The organism is Streptomyces sp. CNH287 (assembly GCF_000424825.1).
Genome location: NZ_AUKQ01000018.1, coordinates 37,334 through 57,989, shown reverse-complemented (window position 1 = coordinate 57,989; position 20,656 = coordinate 37,334). Strand labels below are relative to the sequence as shown.

Here is a 20,656-nt window from a genome sequence, read left to right as displayed (position 1 = left end):
GCACAAGGGCGTCGTAGCATGACGTCCGTGCCGAATCTGCCGGAAGCCGTACGCAACCCCGTCTCGTACATCGCAGCCCGCTGGACACCCACCCAGCGCACCCTCGAACGGGCCACCCTCACCGCCGTGATGATGAGCGTGCTCATCATCGTGACGGGCGGCGCCGTGCGGCTCACCGGCTCCGGGCTGGGCTGCGAGACCTGGCCCAAGTGCAGCGACGACAGCCTCACCGCCACCTCCGAGATGGGCCTGCACGGGGCCATCGAGTTCGGCAACCGGATGCTCGCGTACGTCCTGAGCGCCGCCGTCGGCTGGGCGATCCTCGCGGCGCGCTCCGCGAAGCCCGCACGCCCGGAGCTGGGCAGGCTGGCCTGGGCCCAGTTCTGGCTGGTGATGGGGAACGCCGTGATCGGCGGCGTCACCGTGCTGACCGAGCTGAACCCGTACACGGTGGCCGGGCACTTCCTGCTGGCCATCGCGCTGCTCACCGTCTCCACGGTGACCTGGCTGCGGGCCCGCGAGGGCGACACACCGCCGCGCCCGCTGGTGGGCAAGCCGGTCAAGCAGCTGGTCTACGTACTGGCCGGGGTCTCCTGCGCGCTCGTCGCGGTGGGCACGGTGGTCACCGGCTCGGGTCCGCACGCGGGCGACAGCAGCGACGTACCCCGGATGCCGCTGGACCCGGAGACGGTCAGCCAGCTGCATGCGTTGCTGGCGTGGATCGTGGTGGCGCTCACCGGCGCGCTGTGGTTCGTCCTGCGCGCGGTCGACGCGCCCGTCGGGCCGCTGCGGCGCACCCGCGAGCTGTTCCTGGTGCTGATGGCCCAGGGGGTGATCGGCTACGTGCAGTACTTCACGGACCTGCCCGAGATCCTCGTCGGCATCCATCTGCTGGGGTCCACGCTGGTATGGATCGCGATCTGCCGCCTGGTGCTCTCCCTGCGCGAACGGGGCCTGCCGCCCACCGAGCAGGCCCCGGCAGCCGCACCGGCGGTGGCCCACGACCAGCCCCTGGCGAGCACCTCCAGCTAGGGTCTGCCCTGGCCTGCGGGCTTACCCGTCGGTAGCATCAGGTTCATGGCAGACACACAGCACTCCGGCGAGGACGCGGACACCGGCCAGGACGAGGCGGCGTCCGCGACTCCCGAGGCGTCTCCCGCCCCGTCCGGCAGCGGCCGGGACGCGCGGCGCACGGCACGGCTCACCAAGCGGATCACCGCCTTCACCACCGCGCACGGCGGCCAGGCAGAAGCCCAGGTCGCCTACCTGGGCCAGCGGGGCGCCCGCATCGTCCTGGTCGCCGAGGACGGCACCTGGGGCGACCTGGTGGCCCCCTCACGCGAGATCGCCCAGCAGGCGGTGGAACGGGCGGGGGTCACCGTACGGGAGACCTTCGACGGCCCGATGGCCGACCACGTCCGCACGGGCCCCTACGAGTGGTCCCGCATGGCGGGCAATCAGCTGCCTTGATGCGCTCGGTTCGCCTCCGCGGGCTTGTACCCGATGTCGACACTCCTCGACACGGCACTCGCTCGTTCCTCGCTCACTTGGTCTCGTCACTTTCGACACCGGCGCCCGCTTCGGCTCACTCGCTGAGCCTCACTCGCTCCGCTCGCTCGGGGCACCGCTGCCGTCCCTGGTCACGTGCGGCTTCCTCCAGTACGGGTGACCGGCCAGGGGTGCACGGGCGTGGGGTCAGCTGTGTGCGTGAACGTGCACGTGACATGCGGTGTGCACCGGAACGCGAGCGCAGCGAGCCTCAGCGAGTGAGCCAAAGGGCGCGCCGGTGTCGAAAGCGACGAGACCAAACGAGCGCAGCGAGTGCAGCGTCGAGGAGTGTCGACACCGGGTACAAGCGCCCGGCGGCGAACCGAGCGCACAAGGCAGTGTCGACACCGGGTACAAGCCCGCGGAGGCGAACCGAGCGCATTTAGAGAAACGGGTCGATCGCGACAGCGAGAAAAAGCAGGGAGATGTAGGTGATCGACCAGTGGAAGAGCCGCATCTCCTTGAGCTTGCCGCCGGTGATCCCGGCCTTCGCCCGTGACTGGAGGCCGTGCGCCTCGCGGAGCCACCACGCGCCGGCCAGCACCGCGACCACGGGGTAGAACCAGCCGACGTACCCCAGCGGCCAGAGCGACAGCGATACGGCGACCATGACCCAGCTGTAGAGCACGATCTGCCGGGCCACCACGGTGTTGCCCGCCACGACGGGCAGCATCGGCACGCCGACCCGCGCGTAGTCCTCCCTGACCTTCATGGAGAGCGGCCAGTAGTGCGGCGGCGTCCAGAAGAAGATGACCAGGAAGAGCACCAGTGCGGCCAGCCCGACCTCGTTCGTGACCGCGGACCAGCCGATGAAGACCGGCATGCAGCCCGCGATGCCGCCCCAGACGATGTTCTGCGAGGTGCGCCGCTTGAGCAGCATCGTGTAGACGACGACGTAGAAGAGGAGCGCGCCGAGTGCGAGCGCCGCCGAGAGCCAGTTGACCAGCAGGCCGAACCACAGGGTCGAGCCGACCGCCAGGATGAGCCCGAAGGCCAGGCCCTCGCGCGGGCTGACGATCCCGGTGACCAGCGGACGCTGCTCGGTGCGGTGCATCAGCGCGTCGATGTCACGGTCGAGGTACATGTTCAGCGCGTTGGCGCCGCCCGCGGAGAGGTAACCGCCGATGCAGGTGGCCAGCACCAGCCAGAGGTCGGGCACTCCTTGCGCGGCCAGGAACATCACCGGGATCGTGGTGATGAGGAGAAGTTCGATGATGCGCGGTTTGGTGAGTGCGACGAACGCCTTCACCCTGGCACCGAGCGGCCGGTGGACGGTGCTGTTGTCGAGCACCCCCGCGGGACGGGATTCGACGGCCGTCACGAACACCCCTGATCAGATCATCAACAGTCATAAACATGCGAGCCCCGGACGTGAGGGGCCGGTGAAAGCTCGCGCTTACCACGCCACTTTAGACGCTGGCCACAGTCGCCCTCCCTCGGGGGGCCTCGTGTTGGCCGACTCCCCCGGCCGCCCTCCCGCCACGTGCCGTGGCGGCGGCGTCCTCCCGCGGGGCGCCCGGGAATACCTGCGGGCGGCGGCCCCTTGTCCCAGCAGGTGACGCAACGTGGACGCTCGAAAGTACGGGCCTCCTGGCAGCGGTACCCTCGACACCGCCCGGTGCGCCGTCGGTCACCGGCTTCCGATCATGTGGAGAGGAGCCCTGAAGCAGGGTGAGCAACGAGCCGACCACCACAGACCTTGAGTGGACCGAACTGGACCAGCGGGCGGTGGACACCGTCCGAGTCCTGGCCATGGATTCCGTGCAGAAGGTCGGCAACGGCCACCCCGGCACGGCGATGAGCCTGGCGCCCGCGGCCTACCTGGTCTTCCAGAAGCTCATGCGGCACGACCCGACCGATCCCGACTGGACGGGCCGGGACCGCTTCGTCCTGTCGGTGGGCCACTCCAGCCTGACGCTGTACATCCAGCTCTACCTGGCGGGTTACGGCCTGGAACTGGACGACCTGAAGGCGTTCCGCACCTGGGGCAGCCGCACGCCGGGCCACCCGGAGCACGGGCACACCGCGGGCGTGGAGACGACCACCGGCCCGCTGGGGCAGGGCGTCGCGAACGCCGTGGGCATGGCGATGTCGGCCCGCTACGAGCGCGGCCTCTTCGACCCGGACGCGGCACCGGGCAGCTCCCCGTTCGACCACACCATCTGGACGTTCGCGGGCGACGGCGACCTCCAGGAGGGCATCTCCGCCGAGGCGTCCTCGCTGGCCGGGCACCAGAAGCTGGGCAACCTGGTGCTGCTGTGGGACGACAACCACATCTCCATCGAGGGCGACACCTCCGTCGCCATCTCCGAGGACACCGCCGCCCGCTACGAGGCGTACGGCTGGCACGTGCAGCGCGTCGAGCCGCTGCCCAGCGGCGACCTGGACCCCGCGGCGCTGTACGCGGCCATGCGTGCCGCGCAGGCCGAGACGGAGCGCCCCTCCTTCATCGCGGTGCGCTCCATCATCGCCTGGCCCGCCCCGAACGCCCAGAACACCGGTGCCTCGCACGGCGCCGCGCTGGGCGACGAGGAGGTGGCCGCCACCAAGAAGGTGCTGGGCTTCGACGCGAACAAGTCCTTCCAGGTGGAGGACGAGGTGCTGGCACACGTACGCGGCGCTATCACCCGCGGTCGGGAGGCGCACGCGGCGTGGGACAAGCGGTTCGCCGACTGGCGCGCCGCCGCCCCCGAGCGGGCCGCCGAGTTCGACCGCATCCGCAAGGGCGAGCTGCCGCAGGGCTGGGAGCAGCACCTGCCCTCGTTCGAGGCGGGCAAGGGCGTCGCCACCCGCAAGGCGTCCGGCGCCGTGCTCAAGGCGCTCGGCCCGATCGTGCCGGAGCTGTGGGGCGGCTCGGCCGACCTCGCGGGTTCGAACAACACCTCCTTCGCCGACACCTCCTTCCTGCCCGAGGGGAACCAGTCGCCGGGCGCCGACCCGTACGGCCGTACGGTGCACTTCGGCATCCGCGAGCACGCGATGGCCGCCGCCATGAACGGCATCGCGCTGCACGGCAACACCCGGATCTACGGCGGCACCTTCCTCACCTTCTCCGACTACATGCGCAACGCGGTGCGGCTGGCCGCGCTGATGAAGGCGCCCGTCACGCACGTGTGGACGCACGACTCGATCGGGTTGGGCGAGGACGGCCCCACCCACCAGCCGGTCGAACACCTGGCCGCGCTGCGGGCGATCCCCGGCCTCAACATCGTCCGGCCCGCCGACGCGAACGAGACGGCGCTGGCCTGGGGCGAGGTGCTGCGCCGGCACGCGGCCAAGCCCGCCCCGCACGGCCTGGCACTGACCCGGCAGAACGTGCCGACCTACCCGGCCAACGAGGACACCGTCCGCGGCGGCTACATCCTGGCCGAGGCCGAGGGCGGCGAGCCGCAGGTCCTGCTGATCGGCACCGGCTCCGAGGTGCAGCTGGCCGTCGAGGCCCGCGAGCAGCTCCAGGCGCAGGGGGTGCCCACCCGTGTGGTGTCCATGCCCTGTGTCGAGTGGTTCGAGGAGCAGGACCAGGCCTACCGTGACAGCGTGCTGCTGCCCCGCGTGAAGGCGCGGGTCGCGGTCGAGGCCGGGGTCGGGCTGACCTGGCACCGGTACGTGGGGGACGCGGGTCAGGTGGTCTCGCTGGAGCACTTCGGCGCCTCCGCCGACTACCAGACCCTCTACCGCGAGTACGGCATCACCTCGGAGGCCGTCACGCAGGCCGCCAAGGAGTCCCTGCAAGCCGCAGCGCGCTGACGGCCTTCACACCGCCTCCGCGCACGCACACGATCACACAGGAGATGCACATCCCATGACAGACGCACTCAAGCGCCTCTCCGACGAGGGCGTGGCGATCTGGCTGGACGACCTGTCGCGCAAGCGCATCACGTCCGGCGGTCTCGGCGAGCTGCTCAATGAGCAGCACGTCGTGGGCGTCACCACCAATCCGACGATCTTCCAGAAGGCGATCTCGGCCGGCGACGGCTACGAGGAGCAGCTGACCGACCTCGCCGCCCGCGGGGTCACCGTGGAAGAGGCCGTCCGCATGATCACGACGGCCGACGTCCGCGACGCGTGCGACATCCTCCGGCCCCTCTACGACGCGACCGGCGGCCAGGACGGCCGGGTCTCCATCGAGGTGGACCCCCGGCTGGCGCACCGTACGGCCGCCACCGTCGCCGAGGCCAAGCAGCTGGCGTGGCTGGTCGACCGGCCGAACGCCTTCATCAAGATCCCGGCCACCCGGGCGGGCCTGCCGGCCATCACCGAGGCCATCGCGACGGGCATCAGCGTCAACGTCACGCTGATCTTCTCCCTGGAGCGCTACCGCGAGGTGATGGACGCCTACCAGGCGGGCCTGGAGAAGGCGGACGCCAAGGGCCTGGACCTGTCCGCGATCCACTCGGTCGCCTCGTTCTTCGTCTCGCGGGTGGACACCGAGGTCGACAAGCGCCTCGAGGCGCTGGGCACCGAGGAGGCCAAGGCGCACAAGAGCAAGGCGGCCATCGCCAACGCGCGGCTCGCGTACGAGGCGTACGAGCAGGTCGTCGCCGCCGACCGGTGGAAGGCGCTGGCGAAGCGCGGCGCGAACGCGCAGCGCCCGCTGTGGGCGTCGACCGGCGTGAAGGACCCGGCGCTGCCGGACACCCTCTACGTGACCGAGCTGGTCGCCCCGAACACCGTCAACACCATGCCGGAGGCCACCTTGGAGGCCACCGACGACCACGGCGAGATCACCGGGGACACCGTCACCGGCGGCTACGAGGCGGCGCGCGCCGAGCTGGCCGCGCTGGCGGAGCTGGGCATCTCGTACGACGATGTGGTGCAGGTGCTCGAGGACGAGGGTGTCGAGAAGTTCGAGAAGTCCTGGAACGAGCTGCTCGGCTCGACCGGGGCCGAGCTGAAGCGCCTCGCGCCGAAGGAGGCGTAACCCACCGTGAGCAGCGCGGTCAACCCGCTGCGTGACGCCCAGGACCGACGGCTCCCGCGCATCGCGGGACCGTCGGGCCTGGTGATCTTCGGCGTCACGGGCGACCTGTCACGCAAGAAGCTGATGCCCGCCGTCTACGACCTGGCGAACCGCGGGCTGCTGCCGCCGGGCTTCTCGCTGGTCGGCTTCGCCCGCCGGGACTGGGAGGACGAGGACTTCGCGCAGGTCGTCCACGACGCGGTCAAGGAGCACTCGCGTACGCCCTTCCGCGAGGAGGTCTGGCAGCAGCTGGCGGAGGGCATGCGCTTCGTGCCGGGCGTCTTCGACGACGACGAGGCGTTCCGCCAGCTCAAGGCGACCATCGAGGAGCTGGACAAGTCCCGGGGCACCGGCGGCAACTTCGCCTTCTACCTCTCGGTGCCGCCGAAGTTCTTCCCCTCCGTGGTCTCCCAGCTCAAGAAGCACGGGCTGTCCGACGGGCCGGGCGAGTCCTGGCGGCGGGCGGTCATCGAGAAGCCCTTCGGCCACGACCTCGCGAGCGCGCAGAACCTCAACTCCGTGGTGCACGAGGTCTTCCGGCCCAGCGAGGTCTTCCGCATCGACCACTACCTGGGCAAGGAGACCGTCCAGAACATCCTGGCCCTGCGCTTCGCGAACACCATGTTCGAACCGCTGTGGAACCGCTCGTACGTCGATCACGTGCAGATCACCATGGCCGAGGACATCGGCATCGGCGGGCGCGCGGGCTACTACGACGGCATCGGTTCGGCCCGGGACGTCATCCAGAACCACCTGCTCCAGCTGATGGCGCTCACGGCGATGGAGGAGCCCGTCTCCTTCGAGGCCAAGGCGCTGGTCACGGAGAAGATGAAGGTGCTCGACTCGGTGCGGCTGCCGCAGGACCTGGCGGCGCACACGGTGCGCGGGCAGTACGCGGCGGGCTGGCAGGGCGGGCGCAAGGTCCCCGGCTACCTCGACGAGGACGGCATCGACCCGCAGTCGAAGACCGACACGTACGCCGCCATAAAGCTGGAGATCGACAACCGGCGCTGGGCCGGGGTGCCGTTCTACCTGCGCACCGGCAAGCGGCTGGGCCGCCGGGTGACCGAGATCGCGATCGTCTTCCAGCGCGCCCCGCACTCCCCCTTCGGCACCACCGACACCCAGGAGCTGGGGCAGAACGCGCTGGTCATCCGGGTGCAGCCGGACGAGGGCGTGACCATCCGGTTCGGTTCCAAGGTGCCGGGCACGCAGATGGAGATCCGTGACGTGACGATGGACTTCGCCTACGGCGAGTCCTTCACCGAGTCCAGCCCCGAGGCGTACGAGCGCCTCATCCTGGACGTCCTGCTGGGCGACGCGAACCTCTTCCCGCGCCACCAGGAGGTCGAACGCTCCTGGGAGATCCTCGACCCGATCGAGGAGCACTGGGGGCGGCACGGGAAGCCCGAGCAGTACCCGGCCGGGACCTGGGGTCCCGCCGCGGCGGACGAGATGCTCGCGCGAGACGGACGGAGCTGGCGGCGGCCATGAACATCGACCTCACGGACACCACCTCGGGGCAGATCAACACGGCACTGGTGCAGGCCCGGCGGGCGAGCGGCTCGCCCGCGGTCGGCATGGTGCTCACCCTCGTCATCGTCACCGACGAGGGCAACCACTACGACGCGCTCAAGGCCGCCGCGGAGGCGTCCAAGGAGCACCCGTCGCGGATTCTGGTGGTCGTACGGCGCCCCGGCCGCTCGCCCCGCGACCGGGCCAAGGCGCGGCTGGACGCGGAGGTGCGCACGGGCAACGGGGCGGGCGAGACCGTACTGCTGCGCCTGCACGGCGAGTTGGCCGCGCACTCGTACAGTGTGGTGCTGCCGCTGCTGCTGCCGGACGCGCCGGTGGTGGTGTGGTGGCCGGAGGACGCGCCGCAGCACCCTTCCGACGACCTGCTGGGCACCCTCGCGCAGCGCAGGATCACCGACGCCGCGCAGACCGAGGACCCGGTGGCCACGCTGCGGCTGCGCGCCCAGACCTATGCGCCGGGTGACACGGACCTGGCGTGGACGAGGGTGACGGGGTGGCGCAGCGTGCTGGCCGCCGCGCTGGACCAGAAGCAGATGACGATCACCGGCGCGCAGGTGGAGGGCGAGGCGTACAACCCCTCGACCGAACTGCTGGCGCTGTGGCTCGCCGAGCGGCTGCGGGTCCCGGTGGAGCGCGTGGTCTCCGAGGGGCCGGGCATCACGGCCGTGCGGATGGCGACGGCCGACGGGCAGATCTGCCTGGACCGGGCGAACGGCGCGCTGGCGGAGCTGGCCGTGCCGGGCCAGCCGGACCGGCACGTGGCGCTCCAGCGGCGTACGACGGCCGAGCTGATCGCCGAGGAGCTGCGGCGGCTGGACCCGGACGAGGCGTACGAGCAGGCGGTGCGCTTCGGGGTCAGCAGCCTGGCGGCGCCGCCGTCCGGCGGGGCGGCGGCGGGGGCCGATGCCGCAGCGCCGCTGGCGCAGAGGCAGCCTGCGGCGACCCGGAAGACGGCCGAGGACACCGCCGCCGGCGCCGACGGCGCTGCTCCCGAAGCCCCCTCCGGGGCGCGCAAGAAGGCGGCGCCGACGGGCCGCCGGAGCGCCAAGTGACCAGCGCCCCGCAGGTCGTGGTGCACCACGACAAGGAGGAGATGGCCGAGGCCGCCGCCGCGCGGCTGGCGGCCCGGATCGTCGAGGCGCAGACCGCACGCGGCTCCGCCTCCGTCGTGCTGACCGGCGGGCGCAACGGCAACGGCCTGCTCGCGGCGCTCGCCGCCTCCCCCGCCCGGGAGGCGGTCGACTGGTCCCGGCTGGACCTGTGGTGGGGCGACGAGCGCTTCCTGCCCGAGGGCGACCCGGAGCGGAACGTCACCCAGGCCCGCGCGGCGCTGCTCGACGCGGTGCCGCTGGACCCGGCCCGGGTGCACGCCATGCCGGCGGCGGGCGGCCCGCACTCGGGCCCCTCCGGCGACGACGTGGACACCGCCTCGGCGGCGTACGCGGCCGAACTGGCCGCCGCCGCGGGCCCGGAGGACCACGGGCCGGTGCCCGGCTTCGACGTGCTGCTGCTGGGTGTCGGCCCCGACACGCATGTGGCGTCGCTCTTCCCGGAGCACCCGGGGGTGCGGGAGACGGAGCGTACGGTCGTCGGCGTGCACGGCGCGCCCAAGCCGCCGCCGACCCGCATCTCCCTCACGCTGCCCGCGATCCGCGCGGCCCGCGAGGTGTGGCTGCTGGCCGCGGGCGCGGACAAGGCGGAGGCGGCGGCCCTCGCGCTGTCCGGCGCGGGCGAGATCCAGGCCCCGGCCGCCGGCGCGTACGGCCGCTTCCGCACCCTGTGGCTCCTGGACGCCGCGGCGGCCTCCCAACTCCCCCGCGACCTCTACCCGCCCGCCTCCTCCTGAGCGCGCGGCGCCCGGCGGCCGCCGCGTCCACCGCGTCCGCAGGGCGGGGAGTGCCTGCCTGACGTCGGCGAGCCGGAGTCGCCACGTACGGGGGCGGGTCGGGCCCGCTCCGTCTGACGGCCCCGTGCCCGCGGCGGGGCTCACGAGGCAGCCCGTCAGCTGTCCCGCAGTCGGACGTGCGTGCGTCCGGAGGCCGGGTCTCGCTCCAGCAGCACGTACCGGCCGAGGACGGCGAGGGCGAGGATGCAGGCGCTCATCTCCAGGCCCTCCTCCACGATCGTGCCCAGCATGAGCGTGGTGCTGTGGTCGTTCGAGTGGGCCCAGCCGTTGAACGCCTCGGTCACCAGCGCCCCGCCCAGATACACCGCGAGTGCGCCCATCAGCCCGAGCCGCAGGTCGCGCGGGAGCTTCCGCGCCCACAGCACGGCGCACACGGTGCCCGCCACCGCGAGGAGCGCTCCGGGCAGCACCCAGGCGTGCGTGGGCAGCGAGACACCGGCCCACTCCTTCCACGACTTGCCGACCTCACCGAGGCGTTCGTGCAACGAGGCCGTCTCGTCGATGCTGAGCAGGGTGATGGCGCCGGCGAGACCCAGCCAGGACAGCCGCCCGGGGCGCGCGTCGCGGCCGCTGAGCAGCGCGGCGGTCAGCGCCATGCCCGCCACGGCCAGCAGCAGCGTGCTGTTCCACCAGGTGGGCAGGTTGGCCTCGAGGTCGACGTTGACGAACTCGCGGACGGCCGGTATCGCGTCGTACCGGTTGTAGGCGCGTGTGGCGAGGTCGGCGACGAGTATCGCCGCGGTGGCGCCCGCGGCGAACCACAGGACGCGGTGGGACGACGGTCTCGCGGGCTCACCCCCGACAGAATGGTCGTGGGCCTGAGGATCAATCATACAAACGGAGGCTAGCGGCTCGATCAGAGGACGAAGTGCCCGGGGTGGCTCGTATGGTGCCCCTTCGCACAGACCTCCCGCGACCGCGCGTACGCGACGAACACCGCCTCGGGCTGGGGCGGAGAGCGGGTCCGGCGGCTTCCTCGTAGGCTGAATGGGTGATGATGCCCTGAATTGTGCACCCTTTCCCGCCTGTTGCGGGTCTTCCCCAGCGTTCGGCCGACTCCGGCCGGGCGCACGGGGCGCGTCGGCTCACCTGAGCGAGCCACAACGGCGCGTCGTCGTGCGGAAGACGACGGAGAGGGTACTGGCATGCGATTCACCAAGCGCACCTTCGCGGCACTGGCCTGCGCGTTCGCCTTGCTTCCGGCAGGGACCGCGCTGGCTGGGAGCGGTCCCGCCCCCAGCCCGTCGCAGTGGGAGGCGCCGAAGTCGGCGGCCCCCTCGGCGGCCGGGAACCCGCTGAGCAAGAAGGCGGAGGCAGCGGCGGTCTGTTCCGACGCGAAGCCGATCGGCGAGGTCCGGTACATCGACCGGGGAGGGGTGCACATCGCCTCCGTGAAGCAGTTCTACTCGGCCAACTGCAAGGAGAACTACGGCTACCTCTGGGTCTGGGACTCCTTCCACCAGAACAACAAGGACTACGACATCACGGTCGCCGTCTACAGCTACTCCCAGGACGAGGTGCTGGGCAAGCGCTCCTGGACCAACACCAGCGGCCAGGAGTACTGGTCGCAGGGCACGAAGACCTCCGGCGAGTGCACGGCGGGTGTCGGCACCCTGCGCCGCGCGGGCGACCCGCTGCCCAACCAGGCGGCCAGCACCAAGAAGTGCTGAGGCCCGGGTAAACCCCGCAGGGCCGCCCCCACCCCGTCCTGGCCGTCTGCGGCGGTGGGGGGGGCGGCCCGAAGGGGGTCCGGCCGGGGGTTACTTCTGGCGGAGCGTGACGCGGAAGGAGCGTGGTTCGGAGATGTTGCCCGCCGCGTCGATCGTGCGGTACTCGACCGTGTGTGTGCCGTAGTCGGGCGTCGCGTCGTCCCACGGGACCCCGCGGAACGAGCCGAGCTTGCCGTAGACGAGATCGTCGATCACGGTGCCGCCCGGGGTGAAGCGGAACGGCGCGTCGGCGTCGGTCGGCCAGCCGTAGTAGGTGTACCAGCCGTCGCCGTTGACCCGGAACTGCGAGACCACGTAGCCGTCCTGGTCGTCGGTCGCCGTCAGCTTCATGGTGAACGGCCCGTCGTACACGTACTCCACCGGGCGGCCCGGTCGGCGTTCGGTGCTCAGCGGGTCGGAGAGGGCGTACGCGGCCCTGGCCGTCGTGGCGTCCACGGTCCACTTCAGGGCCTGCCGCGTGCCCGCGATGCGCGCGGTCAGGGTGTGGGTGCCCGGGCGGAGCTTCAGCGCGCCGAGGTCCAGGTCGCGGTCGTTGCCCGGGTTGGGGACGGTGCGCCCGTCCAGCTTCCAGTGCACGCGGTGGGTGCCCTTGACGGGATGTGAGGCGTCGGCGTAGACGACGGAGTCCGCGCCGACCGCGGTGTCGGTCGCGGTGTGGCCGGTGAACTCCGGTGTGACCCGCTCGTGCCGGGTCGCCGGTGCGCCCTTGCCCGCGCGGACGGTCCACGTCACCTCGCGGGTGAGGGAGGACTTCCGGATCGCCGGATCGCGTACGAAGGGGGTCGGGTCGGTGACGGTGGCCGTCACGGTGTGTTCGCCCGAGAGGCCGAGGCGGCGCAGGTCGAGGGAGCGCGCCGACTTCCCGGACCGCCCGGAGTCGACCCGTTCGCCGTCGACGGTCCAGACCGTGGAGAGTTCACCGCCGACGGGGTGCAGGGTGTCCACCCACAGGCTGCGGTCGTCGCGGACGGGCGCGGAGTTCGGGGTGTGCGCGTCCACCAGGTCGACCTTGTCCGCGATGGCCTGCGTCATGACCTCGCGCTCGACCTGGTCGAAGTCGTAGCCCAGGGTCTTCATCATCGAGTGCTCGCTGGGCCGCCAGACTCCCTTGGTCTGGTAGAGCCCGCCCTCGTGCCGCCCGATCGTGCCGCCGGACAGGCTCTCCTCGTCCAGCCAGCGCCACCACTTCTTCCGCTCGGACCGCATCTGGTCCTCGGTGAGCAGGGTGTGGTGGCGGGAGGCGGGCTCGTCACCGGTGTAGGTGCCGCCGGGCTCGCCCCGCCCGTAGTAGTCGTACTCGTCCTGGAGCTTGCCCAGCGAGTGGCCGATCTCGTGCGGGGTGATCAGCGCGGAGAGGGCGTTCCCCCCGCTCGCGGTCGCGTACGCGCCGCCCGCGCCGCCGTAGGTGTCGCTGTTGCCGAGGGCCACGATCTGCCGGTTGGCGCTCTTGGTCCCCGGCACCATGTCGGCGAGGGCCGCCGCCTTCCGGGAGTCGACGGTGAGCAGCCGCTGCACGCTGGCCGCGTTGCAGCCGCCCCAGAAGCCCATGTCGAGCGGGGTGTCGCGGCGCGGTGACGTGAGGGAGGGGTCGCAGTCCACGCCTGAATCGGTGGAGGGTGTCTCGACCGCCCAGACGTTGATGTAGGAGCGGTAGGAGGCGAAGGGTTCCTGGCTCCACAGCACGTTGAGGTGCTTCTCCAGGTCGGCCCGGAACTCGGGGAGTTGCCCGGCGGTGTAGCCGTCGCCCAGGACGACGAGGTTGAAGCGCCGGTCGGCGGGTCCGCTCGTCTGGACCGGTACGACGGTCGCGGCCTCGGTCACCTCGGCGACGGTCGCCTCCGCGGCGTCCGCCCGCGTGGGCTCCGCGGTGGCGGCGGGGGCCACGGTGACACACACGGCCAGCAGCGCCGCCGCGGTGGCGGCGATCGCGAATCTGTTCGGGGGTCTCATGAACGCGGAGCGTACGGGGGTGCTCGGCGCCTTCGTAAGGGGTGGAACGGAATGATCGCGTCCGAATTCCGGCACTGCGCTCCCGGTCAGGCGCGTGCCGCCTGCCGCCGGCCGCGGGGGCCGACGGGCCTCTCCGCCCGAGCCGCGCGCCGCGCGCTCCCCGAGCCTTCTGAGCGGCCCGAAGAGCCCCCTGGGCGCGATTGGGCGACGACGGCGGACGCGGACGCGCGGACGGCCGCCGTCACCCGCGCCCGGGGCTGCCGCCTGGCGCGCGGCTCCCGCGACGGGTACGGCCCGGGCGTCCTTCCCCCTCGGCCGCCTTGCATGGACGGGTGCACCCGAAGCCCTGGACGTTCGGCCGGACAGCACTTGGACACAGCAGCGGTGGGACACCCGGGTCCTCGGGGCTCGTGAATTCCCGCAGCCTCAGCCGAGAGGTTCCCTCACAGGTGCCCCGGCGCCCCGGTCGGCGGGGGTGGCCGGAGCAGCCCTGGCAGCTGCGCCGACGCCGAGTCGCACCGCTTTTGAGCTGCGCTTTTGTCGGGCCCGGCGGGCCGGCGCCGCAACCCCGGCGCAAACCGTTCGATTTTCTGCTCGATAGGCCGGACGGAGGGGCCGACACGGGCGGCGTACACAGGCCAAGGTCATGTATTGACAACGTCCGATCCCCGACCTCACAGTGGGCAATACGCACCACGCAATCACCAGCGTCAGCGTATTCCTGAACAACCTCATTGCGTCCGTTTCCGCGGCTCACTCCAGTGGGCCTCGGCGGGCGTAATTCGTCCTGCCTCGCACCACCGAACCGACACCTCACCGGGAAAGCCGGGTATTCCCCGGAAAAGCCCCCCGCGCTGCCCTGAGTTCGCCAGGGCAGCAGAAAATCCTGCCTGCGCACACGTGACCGCGCGTGCCGAAATCAGTGTTTGAAAGGGTGAGTGCCAAGTGACGCAGACCGCCGTCGAAACACCATTGCAGGTCCCCGGGCATGAGCCTTTCCTGCGCATCACGTGGACCGACGACCAGTCCCCCGCCCGTGGCTTCGTCGTCATCGACCAGCTCGTCACCGGAATCGCCACCGGGGGCATGCGGATGCGGCCGGGATGCACCCTCGAGGAGGTGAGCGAACTCGCCCGCGAGATGACACTCAAAATGGGCGCATTCGGCATTCACGTCGGCGGCGCCAAGGGCGGCATCGATTTCGATCCGGCGGACCCGCGGGCCGAGGAGGTCCGGGAGCGGTTCGTGCAGTCCGTACGGCCACTGCTCGAGCGCTACTGGGTGACCGCGGGCGACCTCGGCACCCAGCAGGAGCAGCTCGATCAGGTGTTCGCCCGGGTGGGGCTGGGCGAGACCTCGTTCCACGCCGCGGTCGTCCGCGCGCCGGACGAGGCGGAGGTCCGCGCCCGTATCCAGCAGGCGTTCTCCACCCGCACCGAAGGGCTGAGGCTCTCGGAGCTGGTCGGCGGCTACGGGGTGGCCGAGTCGGTGCTGGCGGCCCTGGAGCAGCAGGGCGAGCCCGCCGCCACGGCCCGCGCGGTCGTCCAGGGGTTCGGGGCCATGGGCGGGTCCACCGCGCTCTACCTCGCCCGCGCGGGGGTGCGGATCGTCGGCATCACCGACTCCCGCGGCCTCGTCCTCAACACCGAGCGCGGACTCGACGTGGAAGCCCTGCTCGCCGCCCGCAGCCCCTCGGGCGTGATCGACCGCTCGGCGCTGCGCGAGGACGACACCGAGCGCCCGGGCGAGGAGTGGCTGAGCCAGGACGTCGACGTCCTGGTCCCGGCCGCCGTCTCGTACACGATCACCGCCGAGAACTGCGACCGCGTCCGCGGCCGGCTCATCGCGGAGGCGGCGAACGTACCCACCACCCCCGAGGCCGAGCGCCTCCTGCTGAAGCGCGGGGTCACGGTCATCCCGGACTTCGTCGCCAACACCGGTGCCGCCGCCGGAGCCTGGTGGGTCATCCTCGGCGAGGTCGTCTCCCCGGCCGGGGCGTGCAGCAGGCTGTCCGCACAGATCCGCCCGCTCGTCCGCGGGCTGATGGACCAGGCGGACGCGACCGGGATGTCGGTGCGGGAGTCCGCCGTGGTGTTCGCGCGGGAGAACGCGCAGCGCATGATCCGTGAGTACGGCGGGGTCGTGGCGTTCCAGGACCTGTTCCCCAGCTCGTACGAGGCTCCGCAGGACACCGGCGTCCCCGTGGAGGCGGTGGACCTCCCGGGGGCGGCCCTGTCCGCGGACCTGCCTGCGGCCCTGCCCGTGGAGGGTCAGGGTGTTCCGGCGCCCGCACCGGATCTCGGCGCGCCGTCGGAATCCGCCCGGCAGTCCGTCGACGCCTGCACCGCGTACTTCCCCGGCCCGGCGGATTCGGCCCACGACAACCGCTGAATCCCACCCGGCACGCCGCATTCCTGCGCCTTTCCTCGGCAGGGAACGCGGCGGCAGCCGACCTGGCGGCGGCGCACGGCCATGCCGAGGCGCCGCCGCCCGCTTTTCGCCGTGCCTGCCGAGGTGTTCACCCATTCCGGCAAGGAGCGGTAGCGCACACCGCCGCGCGCGGAAAAGGAGAATTCACGGAAGTTCCCGGCACGGCGCCCGGCAGGTGAGCGGGGTGTTCAACTCGCGCCCCTCTTCGCCCTGTCAGTCAGGGCTCGACAATTCCGGCAGGACGACGGCGGCAGCCGCGAGCACGGCGGCGGTCGACGCGAGCCCGAGCACGGCGAGGTTGACGTAGCCCGGGAAGGCATCTGCCGCATACGTCCCGCCGTCCGCCACGTGGCAGCCCAGACGCAGCGGGAGGTACCCGGGCTCGTAGCGGTCGACGTCCTCCGCGCGCGCCTCCCCCACCGCGTCCCGGCACGCCTGGACGGCAGCCATGTCGTCCAGCAGGGCGAAGCGCCCCGCACTCCAGACGTACAGGGCGACCGCCGCGGCGGCTGCCAGGGCGGCGAAACCGCGGAGTAACACGGCCACTTCCGAACGCCTGATCCCTCGCCGGGCCATGGTCGAGAAGCCGTAGACGGCGAGGCTGGGCGCGACGATCAGCCCGGCCAGGACGATCAGCGCCAGGGCGAGGAAGTTGTGCCCCTGGAAGGGGTCGGACGCCGCCATCTGCCCCTCGCTCCCGCACCGCACTTGGCCCCGGACGCCGCCGTGGCCCCCGCCGCGCCACGCATGCGGACCCGAGGTCGGCCCGAGGCCACCGTAGCGGGACCGGGGCATCATCGAAAGGCTGCTCCTGCCATGGACGTGCCGCCGCACCGAGTGCTCCCCGGCAGGGGATTACAGTGGGGTTCCCTGTGGAGACGGAGAAATGATGGTGACGTACACGGACTTGGCCGAAGTCTTCGAGGAGCGCTTCGCCTTCCGCATCTCCGAGGAGGCTTTGACGGGCATCCCGTTGCCGGAACACCTCGGCGGGAGCTTCTGGAGATCGGGCTTCCCTCCATGGTGCGCAGCGCCGTGTACTTGGACCGAGACATCTCCAGCGGCATCCCTGCGTACGGTGAATGGTGTGAAAGATACGGCTACCGCTGCTCGGCCGAGGCCAACAGGTTTCTGCGCCTGGGCTACCTTGACGCGGGAAGTGTGTGCCTGTCGCCGATAAGCGGGGAGATATTCTACGTCTCGCCTCACGCGGAGAAGGAAATCCAGCTCATGAACTCCTCTCCCGAACGTCTGAGTTCGTGCATGCTCATCGCTCATCAACTCGGCGAGGAAAGCGACCTGTGCCGCAGAGCGAAGTGACGGCGGCACGGGGCGACCTCGTACGGAAACTGCTGGAAGTCGACGAACCGGCGGTTTCTCCTGCGGACAGCATCTGGCGAGAACTCGGCGAAGTGGTGACCGGCCCGGAATACCGCTAAAGGTTCCTCCACGGGCGCGATCAACCTCAGCAACCAGGCGATGCCGCTGAGGAGCCCCGGACACCCGCAGGCGTACGTACGGCCTTCGTCACGCCGAGGTCGACTCAGCGTGAACCCGCCTGGTGATGCCCTCCCGAGGTTTCCACCAGGACGCGTACCGCACCTGAGACAAGGCCAGGGATGAGCACCCCGCTCGGGACGGGAAACAAGTCGTCGCCTGCGCCGAGTTCGCCGACGAGCACACCGCACCCCGTGCACAGCAGGTACAGCACCGTGGCGGTGAGCCCCGCCCACCGCCTGCCGGGGAAGAGCAACCACGGCAGCGCGGCCCACAGGGCGGTCACCACGACGAGGGCGGCATAGCCCCCCAGGAATGCCAGAGCCACGACCATCCGATCCGTCGGTGAACTTGGAGTCGGGCTTCAGGGAAGCGTCCACGCAGGAGTGGTGCCGCCCGCGTTCACCCCCGCGGAGCCGGGCGAGGGCCGAGGCGGGGCGTCAACGACCTCGCAGGGTGCGGTAGTCGGCGACGAGGGCGGCCGTGGAGGAGTCCAGGCCGGGGATCTCCTTCCCGTCCGTCAGCGCCGGCTCCAGGCGCTTGGCGAGGGCCTTGCCCAGCTCCACGCCCCACTGGTCGAAGCTGTCGATGTCCCAGACGGCGCCCTGGACGAAGACCTTGTGCTCGTACAGCGCGATCAACTGCCCCAGCACGGAAGGGGACAGCTCGGTGGCGAGCAGCGTCGACGTCGGACGGTTGCCCGCGAAGGTGCGGTGCGGTACCTGCTCCTCGGACACGCCCTCCGCCCGTACCTCCTCCGCCGTCCGGCCGAAGGCGAGCGCCTGCCCCTGGGCGAACAGGTTGGCCATCAGCAGGTCGTGCTGGCCGGCCAGCGGGCCCAGTTCGGCGACCGGCCGGGCGAAGCCGAGCAGGTCGGCGGGGATCATCTTCGTGCCCTGGTGCAGCAGCTGGTAGTACGCGTGCTGCCCGTTGGTGCCCGGTGTGCCCCAGACGACGGGCCCGGTCTGCCAGCTGACGGGCCGTCCCTCCCGGTCGACGGACTTGCCGTTGGACTCCATGTCGAGCTGCTGGAGGTAGGCGGTGAAGCGGGAGAGGTAGTGCGAGTACGGCAGTACGGCGTGCGACTGCGCGTCGTGGAACCCGCCGTACCAGACGCCCAGCAGGCCCATCAGCAGCGGCGCGTTCGCGGCGGCGGGGGCCGTGCGGAAGTGCTCGTCGACGAGGTGGAAGCCGTCGAGCAGTTCACGGAAGGCGTCCGGGCCGATGGCGGTCATCAGCGAGAGGCCGATCGCGGAGTCGAACGAGTAGCGCCCGCCGACCCAGTCCCAGAACTCGAACATGTTGGCCGTGTCGATGCCGAAGCCGGCGACGGCCTCGGCGTTGGTCGACAGGGCCGCGAAGTGCCGGGCGACCGCCGAGGGGTCGGCGCCCAGGCCGTCCAGCAGCCAGCGCTTCGCCGCCGCCGCGTTGGTGATCGTCTCGATCGTGGTGAAGGTCTTGGAGGCGACGATGAACAGTGTCTGTGCCGGGTCGAGGTCGCGCAGTGCCTCGTGCAGGTCGGCGCCGTCCACGTTGGAGACGAAGCGGAAGTCGAGGTCGCGCCGGGTGTACGGGCGCAGCGCCTCGTACGCCATCGCCGGACCGAGGTCGGAGCCACCGATGCCGATGTTGACGACGGTGCGGATGGGGCGTCCGGTGTGGCCGGTCCACTCCCCGGAACGGACCTTGTCCGCGAAGGCGCTCATCCGCTCCAGGACCGCGTGCACCTCGGGCACGACGTTCACGCCGTCGACCTCGATCACCGCGTCGCGCGGGGCGCGCAGCGCGGTGTGCAGGACGGCGCGCCCCTCGGTGAGGTTGATCTTCTCGCCGCGGAACATCGCGTCGCGCAGCCCGGCGACACCGGTCGCCTCGGCCAGCTCACGCAGCAGCCGGAGGGTCTCGTCGGTGACCAGATGCTTGGAGTAGTCCAGCCGCAGATCGCCCACCCGTACGGTGTAGCGCACCGCGCGGTCGGGATCGCGGTCGAACAGCTCGCGCAGCCCCACCCCCTCCAGCTCCGCGCGGTGCTTGGCCAGCGCGTGCCACTGGGGCAACTGGTCGAGCCTGGTGCGGCCTTCGGTGTTCGCCTGCCCTGTCTGCCCTGTCTGCACAGTCAGCCCATTCATCTCGTACGTGCCCCGCCGTACTCCAACCTAGAGGATGGGAGACGCGATTGCGGGCTGGGACCGCCGGGACGCGGGGACCGGAGAGTGGCTGGGGCAGCGTCAGATCTCGCCGCGGAGCTTGGCGAGCGCCTCGGCGAGGATCGCCTCGCCGTCCGCGTCGCTGCGCCGCTCGCGCACGTAGGCCAGATGCGTCTTGTACGGCTCCGTACGCGGTGGTGCCGGTGGGTTCTCCTGGTCCGTCCCCGCCGGGAATCCGCAGCGCGGGCAGTCCCAGGTCTCGGGGACCTGCGCGTCGCCGGCGAAGCTCGGCTGGGTCTCGTGCCCGTTGGAGCACCAGAAGGAGATGCGCAGACGCGGCGCGGACTCGCCGCGTTCGGCCTCACCCATCGGCCCCGCTCCGACCCGGCTTCCCCGGATCGCGTTGCCACTTGCCACGGTCGTAACTCCCTGCCTCACGGTGCCGCGGAGCAGTCGTGCAGCAGCTCCGCCGCGGGCGCCCTAGTCTACGTAGGACCCAACGCACGTCCAGTGACCGGAGTTACCGCGTCGGTCACGAACGCGAGCCCTCATGATAACGACCTCGCCCGCGATAGGCAGCGGGTCAAGGAGTCACAGGACGCCATGAACCCGCCGGCCTGTCGCGGGCGAGGTCGTCAGCAGTGCGTACGAGCCGGTGTCAGTCGAACTTCATCAGCAGGCCGAGCACCACGATGACGGCGAACCAGACCAGCCCGACCAGGACGGTGAGGCGGTCCAGGTTGCGCTCGGCCACCGAGGAGCCGCCGACGGACGACTGCATGCCGCCGCCGAACATGTCGGAGAGGCCGCCGCCCTTCCCCTTGTGCATCAGCACCAGCAGCATCAGCAGACCACTGAAGACGATGAGGGCGATAGAGAACCCCATGACCACGGCTGGACCAACTCTCTCGGACGGTGACGGGAACGAACCCTCGCGGAACGAACACGTGCG

Annotated in this window: 19 protein-coding genes; 11 read left to right on the top strand and 8 right to left on the bottom strand. The window is 71.3% G+C overall.

The window, feature by feature from the left end:
• Positions 1 to 18: 18 nt before the first annotated feature.
• Positions 19 to 1,032, top strand: coding sequence for a COX15/CtaA family protein (locus tag H299_RS35035; protein ID WP_051262633.1), 1,014 nt, complete (start codon positions 19 to 21; stop codon positions 1,030 to 1,032).
• Positions 1,033 to 1,077: 45 nt separating this feature from the next.
• Positions 1,078 to 1,470, top strand: coding sequence for a hypothetical protein (locus tag H299_RS38465; protein ID WP_486587343.1), 393 nt, complete (start codon positions 1,078 to 1,080; stop codon positions 1,468 to 1,470).
• Between the two features lie 460 nt (positions 1,471 to 1,930).
• Here the strand turns inward: H299_RS38465 and H299_RS0119140 are convergent, their stop codons facing one another.
• Entirely contained in the window at positions 1,931 to 2,869 is a 939-nt protein-coding gene (locus tag H299_RS0119140) for a heme o synthase (protein ID WP_027749715.1), read from the bottom strand.
• A 350-nt stretch (positions 2,870 to 3,219) separates the two neighbouring features.
• Between H299_RS0119140 and tkt the strand changes: the two genes are divergently transcribed.
• From tkt to pgl, 5 genes are read left to right on the top strand one after another with little or no spacing between them, the layout of a single operon-like run.
• The gene (gene tkt, locus H299_RS0119135) at positions 3,220 to 5,295 is read left to right on the top strand and encodes a transketolase (protein WP_027749714.1); all 2,076 of its coding nucleotides are present in this window, start codon (positions 3,220 to 3,222) and stop codon (positions 5,293 to 5,295) included.
• A 55-nt stretch (positions 5,296 to 5,350) separates the two neighbouring features.
• Positions 5,351 to 6,469: a transaldolase gene (tal, locus tag H299_RS0119130; RefSeq protein ID WP_027749713.1), complete on the top strand. Its 1,119-nt coding sequence runs from the start codon at positions 5,351 to 5,353 to the stop codon at positions 6,467 to 6,469.
• 6 nt (positions 6,470 to 6,475) lie between these two features.
• Entirely contained in the window at positions 6,476 to 8,002 is a 1,527-nt protein-coding gene (zwf, locus tag H299_RS0119125; RefSeq protein WP_027749712.1) for a glucose-6-phosphate dehydrogenase, read from the top strand.
• Positions 7,999 to 9,096 carry a glucose-6-phosphate dehydrogenase assembly protein OpcA gene (gene opcA / locus H299_RS0119120; protein WP_027749711.1) on the top strand — a complete coding sequence of 366 codons (1,098 nt, stop codon included), beginning with the start codon at positions 7,999 to 8,001 and terminating at the stop codon, positions 9,094 to 9,096. The genes zwf and opcA overlap by 4 nt, the downstream gene beginning before the upstream one ends.
• A 41-nt stretch (positions 9,097 to 9,137) precedes the next feature.
• Positions 9,138 to 9,890: a 6-phosphogluconolactonase gene (gene pgl / locus H299_RS0119115; protein ID WP_051262642.1), complete on the top strand. Its 753-nt coding sequence runs from the start codon at positions 9,138 to 9,140 to the stop codon at positions 9,888 to 9,890.
• Between the two features lie 155 nt (positions 9,891 to 10,045).
• On the opposite strand, the gene H299_RS0119110 is transcribed toward pgl, so the two are convergent.
• Positions 10,046 to 10,783: a hypothetical protein gene (locus H299_RS0119110; RefSeq protein ID WP_027749709.1), complete on the bottom strand. Its 738-nt coding sequence runs from the start codon at positions 10,781 to 10,783 to the stop codon at positions 10,046 to 10,048.
• 312 nt (positions 10,784 to 11,095) lie between these two features.
• Here H299_RS0119110 and H299_RS0119105 point away from each other — a divergent pair, with 312 nt between their 5' ends.
• Complete coding sequence (locus H299_RS0119105) at positions 11,096 to 11,620, top strand: hypothetical protein (RefSeq protein WP_027749708.1); 525 nt, start codon at positions 11,096 to 11,098, stop codon at positions 11,618 to 11,620.
• 90 nt (positions 11,621 to 11,710) lie between these two features.
• Here H299_RS0119105 and H299_RS0119100 read toward each other — a convergent pair whose 3' ends face one another.
• On the bottom strand, positions 11,711 to 13,630 hold the full coding sequence (locus H299_RS0119100; protein WP_078512869.1) for a M64 family metallopeptidase: 1,920 nt from the start codon (positions 13,628 to 13,630) through the stop codon (positions 11,711 to 11,713).
• A 945-nt stretch (positions 13,631 to 14,575) separates the two neighbouring features.
• Here H299_RS0119100 and H299_RS35025 point away from each other — a divergent pair.
• Positions 14,576 to 16,021 carry a Glu/Leu/Phe/Val family dehydrogenase gene (locus H299_RS35025; protein ID WP_486587342.1) on the top strand — a complete coding sequence of 482 codons (1,446 nt, stop codon included), beginning with the start codon at positions 14,576 to 14,578 and terminating at the stop codon, positions 16,019 to 16,021.
• A gap of 252 nt (positions 16,022 to 16,273) precedes the next feature.
• On the opposite strand, the gene H299_RS35020 is transcribed toward H299_RS35025, so the two are convergent.
• Positions 16,274 to 16,744, bottom strand: a complete 471-nt coding sequence (locus tag H299_RS35020) for a hypothetical protein (RefSeq protein ID WP_037759702.1) — start codon at positions 16,742 to 16,744, stop codon at positions 16,274 to 16,276.
• A 63-nt stretch (positions 16,745 to 16,807) separates the two neighbouring features.
• Between H299_RS35020 and H299_RS40520 the strand changes: the two genes are divergently transcribed.
• The gene (locus tag H299_RS40520; RefSeq protein WP_078512867.1) at positions 16,808 to 17,380 is read left to right on the top strand and encodes an SUKH-4 family immunity protein; all 573 of its coding nucleotides are present in this window, start codon (positions 16,808 to 16,810) and stop codon (positions 17,378 to 17,380) included.
• A complete protein-coding gene (locus H299_RS39670) occupies positions 17,362 to 17,499 on the top strand; it encodes a hypothetical protein (RefSeq protein WP_158692360.1) in 138 nt (45 codons plus the stop codon). Before H299_RS40520 ends, H299_RS39670 begins: the two co-directional genes overlap by 19 nt.
• 104 nt (positions 17,500 to 17,603) lie before the next feature.
• Here H299_RS39670 and H299_RS0119075 read toward each other — a convergent pair whose 3' ends face one another.
• The 4 genes from H299_RS0119075 to secG form a co-directional block, all read right to left on the bottom strand.
• Positions 17,604 to 17,885, bottom strand: a complete 282-nt coding sequence (locus tag H299_RS0119075; protein ID WP_158692359.1) for a hypothetical protein — start codon at positions 17,883 to 17,885, stop codon at positions 17,604 to 17,606.
• Positions 17,886 to 17,997: 112 nt separating this feature from the next.
• Positions 17,998 to 19,671: a glucose-6-phosphate isomerase gene (pgi, locus tag H299_RS0119070; protein ID WP_037759663.1), complete on the bottom strand. Its 1,674-nt coding sequence runs from the start codon at positions 19,669 to 19,671 to the stop codon at positions 17,998 to 18,000.
• A gap of 114 nt (positions 19,672 to 19,785) precedes the next feature.
• Positions 19,786 to 20,121 (bottom strand): RNA polymerase-binding protein RbpA, encoded by a 336-nt coding sequence (locus H299_RS0119065; protein ID WP_078512866.1) that lies wholly within the window; start codon positions 20,119 to 20,121, stop codon positions 19,786 to 19,788.
• A 241-nt stretch (positions 20,122 to 20,362) separates the two neighbouring features.
• Positions 20,363 to 20,590 carry a preprotein translocase subunit SecG gene (gene secG, locus H299_RS0119060; protein ID WP_037759700.1) on the bottom strand — a complete coding sequence of 76 codons (228 nt, stop codon included), beginning with the start codon at positions 20,588 to 20,590 and terminating at the stop codon, positions 20,363 to 20,365.
• Between the last annotated feature and the right edge of the window lie 66 nt (positions 20,591 to 20,656).

What these genes read in the sequence shown, in the direction of transcription:
- H299_RS35035 (WP_051262633.1), top strand. Translation starts at nt 19, where the DNA reads ATGACGTCCGTGCCGAATCTGCCGGAAGCCGTACGCAACCCCGTCTCG.
- H299_RS38465 (WP_486587343.1), top strand. Translation starts at nt 1,078, where the DNA reads ATGGCAGACACACAGCACTCCGGCGAGGACGCGGACACCGGCCAGGAC.
- tal (WP_027749713.1), top strand. Translation starts at nt 5,351, where the DNA reads ATGACAGACGCACTCAAGCGCCTCTCCGACGAGGGCGTGGCGATCTGG.
- opcA (WP_027749711.1), top strand. Translation starts at nt 7,999, where the DNA reads ATGAACATCGACCTCACGGACACCACCTCGGGGCAGATCAACACGGCA.
- pgl (WP_051262642.1), top strand. Translation starts at nt 9,138, where the DNA reads ATGGCCGAGGCCGCCGCCGCGCGGCTGGCGGCCCGGATCGTCGAGGCG.
- H299_RS0119110 (WP_027749709.1), bottom strand. Translation starts at nt 10,783, where the DNA reads ATGATTGATCCTCAGGCCCACGACCATTCTGTCGGGGGTGAGCCCGCG.
- H299_RS0119105 (WP_027749708.1), top strand. Translation starts at nt 11,096, where the DNA reads ATGCGATTCACCAAGCGCACCTTCGCGGCACTGGCCTGCGCGTTCGCC.
- H299_RS0119100 (WP_078512869.1), bottom strand. Translation starts at nt 13,630, where the DNA reads ATGAGACCCCCGAACAGATTCGCGATCGCCGCCACCGCGGCGGCGCTG.
- H299_RS35020 (WP_037759702.1), bottom strand. Translation starts at nt 16,744, where the DNA reads ATGGCGGCGTCCGACCCCTTCCAGGGGCACAACTTCCTCGCCCTGGCG.
- H299_RS40520 (WP_078512867.1), top strand. Translation starts at nt 16,808, where the DNA reads ATGCGGACCCGAGGTCGGCCCGAGGCCACCGTAGCGGGACCGGGGCAT.
- secG (WP_037759700.1), bottom strand. Translation starts at nt 20,590, where the DNA reads ATGGGGTTCTCTATCGCCCTCATCGTCTTCAGTGGTCTGCTGATGCTG.